This is a genomic window from Tardiphaga sp., assembly GCF_041424195.1.
Taxonomy (GTDB): Bacteria; Pseudomonadota; Alphaproteobacteria; order Rhizobiales; family Xanthobacteraceae; genus Tardiphaga.
The window spans coordinates 1-9,607 of record NZ_JBGMOE010000096.1 but is presented as its reverse complement, the minus strand read 5'-3'; the positions used below and the strand labels follow the sequence as shown (position 1 = coordinate 9,607).

The window sequence follows — 9,607 nt, the reverse complement described above, 5'->3', positions numbered from 1 at the left end:
CAACGCCGCCGCAAAGGGAATCCCCGTCGAGTCAGTTCGTGTGGAAACCGCTCTAAACTCCGCTGAAATTGCGATTCCACTCTCGCCGGGTGAAGAGCGTGAGGTAAGAGCCGTCAAGGAAGCAGGGAAGGCCTTGAATTTTCGCTGGATGAGCGATGGCGGCGACGTTTTCCATGAGCAGCGCAAGCTTGTCGGCGGTGAGTATGCGAGCTACCGGCGGACGAATACGCGTGGTGATATAGGTGAATTGGTCGGTACGTTCGATGGCTTGCATGGCTGGTTCTGGAAGAACGTTGGACCAATGCCCGTCACAATCAAAATCCGCGTTGATGGCAGCTTCGTCGCGTTCGGTACTTTGGGCGACATTCAAGAAAACACCAACGTTAATGATACGACACGGGAAATCTACTAACATGAATATGGCAAAAGATGCGTTATCCCATGATAGCTATTATTCCCAAATCCAAGCTCGCCGCAGATTGAAACGTAAAATTCCATTATAATTTAGTATATGACTATCCGTTATCCTTTTCCTTAGGTTCAATCAAAAGAATATTTGGATTTATTTCAAGTCCATGCGCAATTCTTTCGATGTTATCGATCGAAACATTTCGTTCCCCTCGCTCAATCCCGCCGAAATAGCTTCGATCCATCTCGATGTCATAAGCGAAGTCCTGTTGGCTAATGCCCCGCTCTGTGCGGTAATGACGAATGTTCGCCGCCAGAATCTGGCGTAACCGTCCGGGATGAGTGCGTTTCACCCTTTCTGAATCGCCCGAAAGATGGTTATAAGGCGACGGGTTTTAAGCATCAATCCCTTGCTCTCCCCAACAGGATGAGCCTGGATTGGTTCCACGGCAGGAACATGCCCGTGAACAGCTATTTGATCGACCGATTGGACAAGCATCGACAAGTGAGCGTCTCAGATGCGCAGCGCTGGCGCAGCTGCCACATTTGGCACCTGTCCTACCAACGCACGAACACCAAGCCGACCGCCTTGCCCCCTACCTCACCGCCCTCAACTGTCGCCGCGCCACGAGCCCGTGAAGGTATCCCATGAAAGACATGCATTCGATGCGACGCCGCGCCCTCGATCATATGGAAGCCGCCCAGGCGCTATTGATTGACGCCGGAGAGAGCCACGCCGCCTTGCATCTGCAGGCCGCCCATGACATCGTCACGCGCATAATCCGGGCGACGCCTTCGGCAAACAATCGCGTGGAGGTGGACGCCGACCCTGCCCTCGTTCGGGCGATTGGTGGCGCCTTGGCAGTTTTTGCCACATGGATGGCGCGGGGCGGCATAGCGCCGATTGACGAAATCGCCGGCTCGCTTGGGATATTTGCTGCAGCTGCTGCCGAAACTTCGGCCGAAGAGGGCCTAATCATCGGCTGCTGGAGCGCGATCTTGCACGAAGCGAGCCAGATGCCGAACGAAGAAACCGCTGACTAACGAAAATAATGCCTGCGAGAGGTGCGCAATGGAGACGCTGACAGGCTCGACAGCCAACTATAGCACCGCACTGGTGGTCGAGGACGAACCTTTGGTGCGGACTTATGTCGCCGAGGTTCTCATGGACGCTGGATATCGTGTCTTCGAAGCCTGCGACGCGCTCGACGCGCTCGCGATCCTGGGAGAGCGACGAGATGTTCACATAGTCCTCACCGATATCGAAATGCCGGGCGGCATGGATGGGCTGGAACTCGCCGGAACCATCCGCAGCCGCTGGCCCGAAATCGTCATTCTCGTGCATTCCGGGCGCGTCCGTCCCGCCGCACACGCCCTGCCACTCGGCGCCGGTTTCATCGCCAAGCCCTATCGCGCAGACGAACTGTTGAGGGAACTCGAGGAACTGGTGGAGCGCCACAGTCCTTCAACTGGAACTGACGAGGATATTCTCGACGCATGGCATGCAACCGAACTGGCTCAAGCGCAGGCCCCACCTGCCGATAAACCATTTGCTCTGGCGCAAGCGATGGCCGCAGAACAGGCGGCCATTGAGCGTTTCGGCCGAGGACCGCACATCGCCGCCTACGACGCGCGCTTCCCCGATGCGCCTGAACGCGGCGGCTGAGCAACGCGGGGCTGCGGACATCGTCCAACCGGTTGCCGGGCGCTCATGCCATGAGTGAAGGTAAGCCGTGCCAGGCTGCCACATGACATCCTTCGTGGTAAAATCCGGTATGGTGGCCGTGGCAATCGCGGCTCAATCTCGCTATCTCGCCCTATTCGATGTTCGAGATCCAAGTGCACCGTTCTGGCGAGCGAAAGCGCTCCATCGCGAGGCTCATGGCTCCGCAAGCACCTCGATGATTCGACAAGTCGCCACCTTGCCGTTATCACATCCCCTGATCATTCGTGTCAGCTCGGTCTTGAGGCCGAGCAGCCGCTGGATCCGACTCTCGACCGAAAATAGCTGGTCGGACGCGATCTGGCTCACCTGCTTGCAGGACGCCTCAGGCGCCTCCTGCAATGCGAGCATGGCCTTGATGGCCGCTATTTCAAACCCGAGATTTCTGGCGTGGCGGATGAAAGACAGGCGCCGAACGTCAACATCCCCATAGAAACGTCGCCCGCTCTCTGTCCGGGCAGCCCGCGGCACGAGCCCGATCCGTTCATAATAGCGGATTGTCTCGATGTTCACGCCGGTTCGCGCAGACAGAATTCCAATAGCAATCATCATGCCCTGAGTCTGTGGAAGCTACAACATGGGACTAGCGATGGGATCGGGCCTTGTGAAGAAGAACCGCCTTTGTCTGCGCTTGTTCGCTTTCCCGAAAGGCGTGGTGCTGCTTTGACATCGTGTCGCCGAGAAACGGCACGACGGCAATAGAGAGGTTTTCCATAGCGGGAGCACGGCTAGGCGCCGGAGCGCCTGCGCCACAGCACTTCCGACCGCTTCGCCCTCTCGAGCTGGAATGAGCCTTGCTTCTGGAGTGACTACAGGATGTATCGTCATTCCCACGCCACGATAGCCGGTCGTTGCCATGAGCTGAAAGGACCAGATAATGAGCGTTGGCAACGTCACAACGAGCGCACCGAGCTCGCTTCACTTCAAGATCGATGGACTGGATTGCCTGAATGAGGTTAGCCTGCTCCGCACCGTGCTGGGGCCCGTGGTTGGAGGCGAAGACAAGCTGAGCTTCGACACGGCGGCGGGCCTGATGGAGGTGCGGGCGGGCGATACTACGTTGGTCGACATCATCTCCCGAGCGGTCGAGACGACAGGAATGCGAGCGCGGCTTCTGGAAGGTTCGACAAGGAACACTCCGCCGGCGTTGCTTTTTCGAGTGATAGAACTCAATTCGCAGAATGATGTCGTGGTTCTCCAGCGTGCGGTCGGGCCAGTCGTTGGAGGCGACAATCGGCTGGCATTCGATATCGCGAAGGGACTGATGGCGGTCGCGCCACAAATGCAGGCGTCCTATGATGATATCATCCGTCGCGTCATACCGACCGGGATGCGCGCATCGTTGGTCGAAAACGACGGCACCGATGTCGCGCTCTATCGAGTTCTCGGTCTCCAGGGTGAAGACGAGGTAGCCCTTCTTTCACGCGTGCTCTCGCCACTTGTCGGTGAAGACCAGCTTGGCTTCGACATTACGCAAGGCATAGTCATCGTGGGCCTGCAGAACCGGCCGGCTCTCTTGACGATCGAGGAGGCCATTACCCGCATCGGGATGCATGCCGAGCGCTGGTCGCCGAGCGCAGAGCCACAGGATGCAACAGAGGCACCGGGAATTTCCCAGACAACGGCCTGCGGCTGTTCGGGAGAGCCAGAGAAGGCTTTCACGGCTCCGCTTCCGATGCGACGGAAGGATCAGGTCATATTTCGGGTCTACGGCCTGGATTGTGCCGACGAGATCGCCACGTTGAAAAGAGAAGTAGGCCCTGTCGTCGGAGAGGAAAATCTCGCCTTCGACCTTCTTAACGGCCGCATGTCCATCGACATGGTGTCCGACCCGGCTCTCGAAATCCGCATAGCGAAAGCCGTCGCCCGCGCAGGATTGCAGGCCGAACCTTGGAACGAAAGCGTCACAGGGGACGGCATGAAGGCGGCGGACCGGCGCAGGCGCTTACAATCGGTGCTGACGATAGCGAGCGGCATCTTCACCGCCCTTGGTTTCGCAGTTCATGCATGGCTTGGCGGAGGCGTCATTGCCGCATTCGAGGCAGGTGAACACACCTTGAATGCCACTCCTTTGCCGAGCTTAGTCCTCTACACGCTCGCCGTGCTCTTTTCGGCGCGCTATGTCGCGCCCAAAGCCTGGCTCGCCGCCAAGCGCTTGCGTCCTGATATGAATCTGCTGATGACGGTTGCCGTTGCTGGCGCGATAGGTATTGGCGCCTGGTTCGAGGCATCCACGGTTTCATTCTTTTTTGCGGTGGCCTTGGCACTCGAGGCATGGAGCCTCGGTCGAGCGCGGCGGGCGGTTGCGGCCCTCATGGAACTCGCGCCGCCGATCGCACGCATAAAGCTTGAGGATGGCTCAGAGCAAGATGTCCCTTCGGCCGAAGTCCCGGTCGGTTCGCACATCATTGTCCGGCCGGGAGACAAGGTGCCGTTGGATGGGTGGGTCTCCGCCGGTGAAAGCGAGGTGAATCAAGCGCCCATCTCCGGCGAAAGCGTTCCGCTGTTCAAAAGCAGGGGCGACCAGGTGTTCGCGGGCACCATCAACGGTGACGGCGCACTCGACGTTGTGACCACCAAGGCGGCGAACGACACAACGCTCGCCCAGATTATCCGCATGGTCGGCTCGGCGCAAAATCGACGCGCGCCGAGTGAGCAATGGGTAGAGAAGTTTGCCCGCGCCTACACACCTATCGTGATGCTGCTGGCCATCGCAGTTCTTCTGATCCCTCCCCTGCTGTCGGGCGGCGCTTGGGATATCTGGTTCTACCGCGCCCTGATACTCCTTGTGATCGCCTGCCCCTGCGCTTTGGTGATTTCGACACCCGTGACCATTGTCGCGGCCCTCACCGGCGCAGCAAAGCAGGGCGTGCTGGTGAAAGGTGGCATCCACCTTGAAACTCCTGCTCACCTCAATGTCGTTGCTATGGATAAAACAGGAACGCTCACCGAGGGACGACCGCGGGTCGTCGAGATCGAGGCGCTCGCGGGTCGCAACGACATCGAACTTCTTCGTCTGGCCGCGGCATTGGAGGCGCGCAGTGAGCATCCGATCGCGCGCGCCATTCTCGCGAAAGCCATCGATCTAAAGATCGCCATCGAACCCGCTCAGCATGTCCAAGCGGTGATGGGGCGAGGGGTTATCGGTCGCATGCCCGGCGGCCAGGTCTGGCTCGGCTCGCGGCGATATCTTGTGGAAAGGGGTATCGGCTCAGATTTTGTTCTGCAGCGAGCCGATGCGCTTACGCGCAACGGACGCTCCGTCGTAGCGGTCGGGGATGAAGAAAGTGTATGGGGATTTATCGCCGTCGCAGATGCCGTCCGGCCAGAAGCAAAAAGTGTTGTTGCCGCGCTCCACCGTGCCGGCATCCAGCATGTCGTAATGCTGACCGGGGACAATCAGGCAACCGCAGCAGCCATTGCGCAGCAGACCGGCATCGATGAGATTCACGCGGATCTTCTCCCCGGGGACAAGGTCACGGCGATCGAGGATTTGGTCCGGCGTTATGGATCGGTTGCCATGGTCGGCGACGGCATCAACGACGCTCCGGCCATGGCACGCGCAAATCTTGGAATCGCAATGGGCGCTATGGGCAGTGACGCCGCCATCGAAACCGCCGATGTTGCGCTGATGTCCGACGACCTTTCAAAACTCCCGTGGCTGGTTCGCCATTCGCGCTCCACACTCGCCGTCATCCATCAGAATGTGGCATTTTCCATCGCCGTCAAGCTTCTGTTTACAGCCCTGACAGTGAGCGGCCTTGCCTCTCTTTGGGGCGCTATCGCAGCCGACGTTGGTGCGTCACTGCTCGTGGTCCTCAATGGGCTGCGCCTGCTCAACCGTGGTCAGATCGGCGCCGAGCCAGGTGCAGCGGTGGAGGGGTCCACCCATCGACAGAACGTTCGTTAACGCATGCAACCCCTGGCTACTTTAGAAATGTGCGACTGACGTCACCATCGGCGAGACGCCCACGACCAGAATAAGCTGGGAGGTTCATCACGGCCCGCAATCCAGGCTTGTTGTCATCAAGCGACAAGGTCCCGCCATGGGCGCGGGCAACCGCCGAAACGATCGACAATCCCAATCCACTGCCGGGCGTCGTTCGGCTGGTGTCTAGCCGCGCCAAGCGCGCAATTGCGCGCTCGCGATCCCCTTCCTCTATACCCGGTCCATCGTCCGTAACGGCCAAGACGACCCTGCCGTTGCGGGTCTCCGTGCTGACATCGATATCGCCGGTCGGTCCACCGTATTTGAGCGCATTATCAATCAGGTTGACCACGGCATGCATCAGTAGCGGACGCACACCGTCTACGACTGCCGGTTTCGCGTGACCGAGCAGCCGCCGGCCCTCGCTTTCTGCAACCGGCTCATAGAGATTGACAGCTTCCCTGACAATAATGGCCAGGTCGACCCGTTCAAATGTTTCGGCGGTGAGGGCCTCCGTCCTTGCCAGCCCCAAAAGATCATTGATGAGTTTAAGAAGCGCGTCGAGATCGTGCGCGGTTTCGAGCAGAACATTCGGATCAGCCGCTGTTTCTCGCAACATCGCCAGTTCGATCCGGGCCTTGATTCTCGTGATGGGTGTCTTCAGGTCATGCGCGAGCCCATCGGTCGCCGCCCGCAAACTCGCGATCATACGTTCGACCTCCGAAAAACAGGCATTGACCATCTCGGCAAGCCGGTCAAATTCATCCCCCCGCCCCGTAGTCGGCAACCGCTCGTCGAGGTGACCGGCAAGGAAGCGCTCGCCAGTATCGCTGGCACGCTCGACAAAACGCAACGCTCGGCGACTGATCCACCAACCCAGACCCAAACCGATCAGCGCAGTCAGTCCGATCGACCAGACCACGGTTTCAGCGAACCGCTCACGAAGTTTCGCCCGACCAGTCGCGAGATGCCCGACGAGAAGACGACAATTCGCGCCCAATGGCACGACCTCAGCTTCGATGTCGTGATCGATGGTGCCTTGTCCGCTTCGCAGCGGCACGGTCGAGCGGCTCCAGCCCAACTGCCGCATGTCCCTGGGCCAGTAAGACAGGTCCCCTGCGATCACCTCGAACCGCTCGTCTGCCACGACATAGACGAAGTCGCGCGCCTCGTCGCGCCTAGCCCGCGCATAGACGAACCGCGTCAGTTCGGGTAGACCTCCCGCATTGTACCGATCAACCAATCCCGTAATCTCAGCGCTGACCATATGTCGCGCCTCGGTATCAAGGACATTGATCGTCCGCACATATTGCAACGACAACGCCGTGACCGTAGCGACGAGTGCGGCGAGGGTAATCCAAAGCGCACCGCGAAAGGCAGCCGCGCGGGTCCGGTTTCGACTAACGCGCATCGAGACGATAACCCGCCCCCCTTACGGTGTGGAGCAAGGGACGCTCACCTGGATGATCAATTTTGGCACGCAGCCGGCTGATATGCACGTCAATCACATTGGTTCCTGTGTCGAAGCCGTAATCCCATACCGCCTCGAGCATCATCGTTCTGGTGACGACCTGACCGGCATGGCGCACCAGATAGTCGAGGATTTGGAACTCCTTGGCGAACAACTCAATCGCGCGCTCCCCCCGTCGCGCGGAACGGGACAGAAGATCGAGTTCCAGGTCCGCGACACGCCGAATCACCATGGTCGAGGCGAGCCCCTCTCCGCGCCGGACGATCGCAGCAAGACGCGATGTCAGTTCGTGAAATGAGAAGGGCTTCGGCAGATAATCATCTGCACCCTCATCGAGACCGCGGATACGGTCATCAACCTGCCCAAGCGCGCTCAGAATGAGCACAGGAACGGTCTTCCCTTCAGCGCGCAAGGCTTGCAGAACAGATAGGCCGTCCAACTGGGGCAGGCTCCGATCCAGAATGATGGCGTCGTAGCTGTTCGTCAGCGCCGCTGTGAGACCATCAATGCCGGTCGCGCTATAGTCGCAGGCGTGCCCGAGCTCGACAAGACCCTGCCTGACATAGTCGGCCGTCGCGCCATCATCTTCGATAAGCAGCAGCTTCATTCGCTCACCTTCAATTACTTGTCCGCACAGTCCACATCGCTCCTTGTATACCATTGGCCGGCGACCAATCGTAGCTTCCAGTAAGCCCCGGTGATGCAACGGCCCTTCTCATTCAGCAACTCAGCGCAGCCTGAGAGACTTGATGCGACCAACATTCCAGCCACCTGTTACAGGCATTAAATCCGTGTAATAGGTGGCGCATGCGGCGTCCCCAGGACACGCTGTCACAATGCCCTATTTGTCGATCGACCGCGGCGCCCCATCGCGTTCCGTTTGAGCACAATGACCAAGCGAACTAGGGTGCGCTGGACAGGTCGATCGAGTATGGCCTGTCGAAGATGAAAAGGTTGTAATGACGCCTTCAGAAGACGGTTGCCCCTTGCCGCTAGACGATCAATCGCTGGGGTGATCGTCCAAACGCCTCGTACCGCACGGACGCTCAGTCTGGACGGAGACGTTTGCTCGGCAGCCTCAAGGTCATCGCCCTCGCAAAACCCGCCTCCAGCCGCTCCGCTGGATGCCGAACCGACGAAAGGAGAACACAGCGCACTTCAGACGGACGATACCAATTCCCTGTTTGGTTCGTTCGCCCGGCATCCCTCGACAATGCTTTTTTGCAGCGACGATGCCGTCGACGATCCCGGCTGCCTTGCCCCCGGCGGCCGGGATCAACCCTGGTCACGCTGGGAAGGACAGCCCTGTCGACGCGACATGTCACTCTTTCCTGAGCGCGGTTGCCCCTGTCCAACCATAGGGTCATGCCCCAGAAAGGGTGTGGTTGGCGATGGTCGGCAGCGAAATCTGCCCGCTCTCCTACGGGGATCGGATCGAAAATAGCGGGCCTCGCCGGCCTATTTTTGGGTAAAAGAATCGTCGCGCTTGGTGATCATGATCCTGCCGGAAATCCGACATATATTCCACGAGGTCTTGATCGACTGCATGTCGAATAATCGTGCGCCTACACCCGACGAGGTGGAGGCCGTGGCCGAGCGCATATGGCGCGACATCAATGGCGCCCGCTCGCCTAGAGGATGGGACGAACTGCCCCTTGCGGCTCCCGAACGCCGACAGGCCTTCCTCGCCTCACGGGTCGCTCTTGGGCTCGATATTGCCGGTGCCACACGCCTGCGCGAGGAGTCGTTAGGCCCGGATCGCTAAAAAAGACCCTTACCGACCATCCCGCTCATGGCGCCCGACACGCCAGCCCGCGCCGTAGCTCGAATGTCCGAGGCCTTGTCCTCTTCGAGCGCCAGACCCCGACAGCAGGCGGTCACCGGACCAGGACCGTGTTTGGACACCTGGAGCACGATCGGACGGTGCGGCGAAATTGGAGGGCATCTTCGGTCGCCAGTCGAACCTGACACGGAATTAATCTTTTTGACAGGCAGGCGCGACGTCACACGGCGATTGTTCCGAGCTGTCAACACCGGGATAAAAACGGGCCAGGCACCGGTTTAAAAAGGGGCCAGT

At 59.3% G+C, this 9,607-nt stretch carries 8 protein-coding genes and 1 pseudogene; 5 read left to right on the top strand and 4 right to left on the bottom strand.

The features are described from left to right. Window positions 1–412, top strand: a pseudogene (locus ACEK02_RS14550) (hypothetical protein); the annotation flags it as partial. A 103-nt stretch (window positions 413–515) separates the two neighbouring features. Here the strand turns inward: ACEK02_RS14550 and ACEK02_RS14545 are convergent. Next, on the bottom strand, window positions 516–761 hold the full coding sequence (locus ACEK02_RS14545; protein ID WP_371422387.1) for a helix-turn-helix domain-containing protein: 246 nt from the start codon (window positions 759–761) through the stop codon (window positions 516–518). A gap of 295 nt (window positions 762–1,056) precedes the next feature. On the opposite strand from ACEK02_RS14545, the gene ACEK02_RS14540 reads away from it, so the two are divergent. Beyond that, on the top strand, window positions 1,057–1,452 hold the full coding sequence (locus tag ACEK02_RS14540; protein WP_371422386.1) for a hypothetical protein: 396 nt from the start codon (window positions 1,057–1,059) through the stop codon (window positions 1,450–1,452). 28 nt (window positions 1,453–1,480) lie between these two features. Further along, window positions 1,481–2,074: a response regulator gene (locus tag ACEK02_RS14535; protein ID WP_371422385.1), complete on the top strand. Its 594-nt coding sequence runs from the start codon at window positions 1,481–1,483 to the stop codon at window positions 2,072–2,074. A gap of 213 nt (window positions 2,075–2,287) precedes the next feature. Here the strand turns inward: ACEK02_RS14535 and ACEK02_RS14530 are convergent, their stop codons facing one another. Beyond that, the gene (locus tag ACEK02_RS14530) at window positions 2,288–2,680 is read right to left on the bottom strand and encodes a helix-turn-helix domain-containing protein (RefSeq protein ID WP_371422388.1); all 393 of its coding nucleotides are present in this window, start codon (window positions 2,678–2,680) and stop codon (window positions 2,288–2,290) included. Window positions 2,681–3,008: 328 nt separating this feature from the next. Here ACEK02_RS14530 and ACEK02_RS14525 point away from each other — a divergent pair, with 328 nt between their 5' ends. Beyond that, entirely contained in the window at window positions 3,009–6,041 is a 3,033-nt protein-coding gene (locus ACEK02_RS14525; RefSeq protein ID WP_371422384.1) for a heavy metal translocating P-type ATPase, read from the top strand. A gap of 16 nt (window positions 6,042–6,057) precedes the next feature. Here the strand turns inward: ACEK02_RS14525 and ACEK02_RS14520 are convergent, their stop codons facing one another. Both ACEK02_RS14520 and ACEK02_RS14515 read right to left on the bottom strand, forming a co-directional pair. Then, on the bottom strand, window positions 6,058–7,380 hold the full coding sequence (locus tag ACEK02_RS14520) for an ATP-binding protein (protein ID WP_371422383.1): 1,323 nt from the start codon (window positions 7,378–7,380) through the stop codon (window positions 6,058–6,060). Between the two features lie 79 nt (window positions 7,381–7,459). Beyond that, on the bottom strand, window positions 7,460–8,137 hold the full coding sequence (locus tag ACEK02_RS14515; protein ID WP_371422382.1) for a winged helix-turn-helix domain-containing protein: 678 nt from the start codon (window positions 8,135–8,137) through the stop codon (window positions 7,460–7,462). Window positions 8,138–9,016: 879 nt separating this feature from the next. Here ACEK02_RS14515 and ACEK02_RS14510 point away from each other — a divergent pair. Continuing rightward, window positions 9,017–9,295 carry a hypothetical protein gene (locus tag ACEK02_RS14510; protein ID WP_371422381.1) on the top strand — a complete coding sequence of 93 codons (279 nt, stop codon included), beginning with the start codon at window positions 9,017–9,019 and terminating at the stop codon, window positions 9,293–9,295. Window positions 9,296–9,607: the final 312 nt, after the last annotated feature.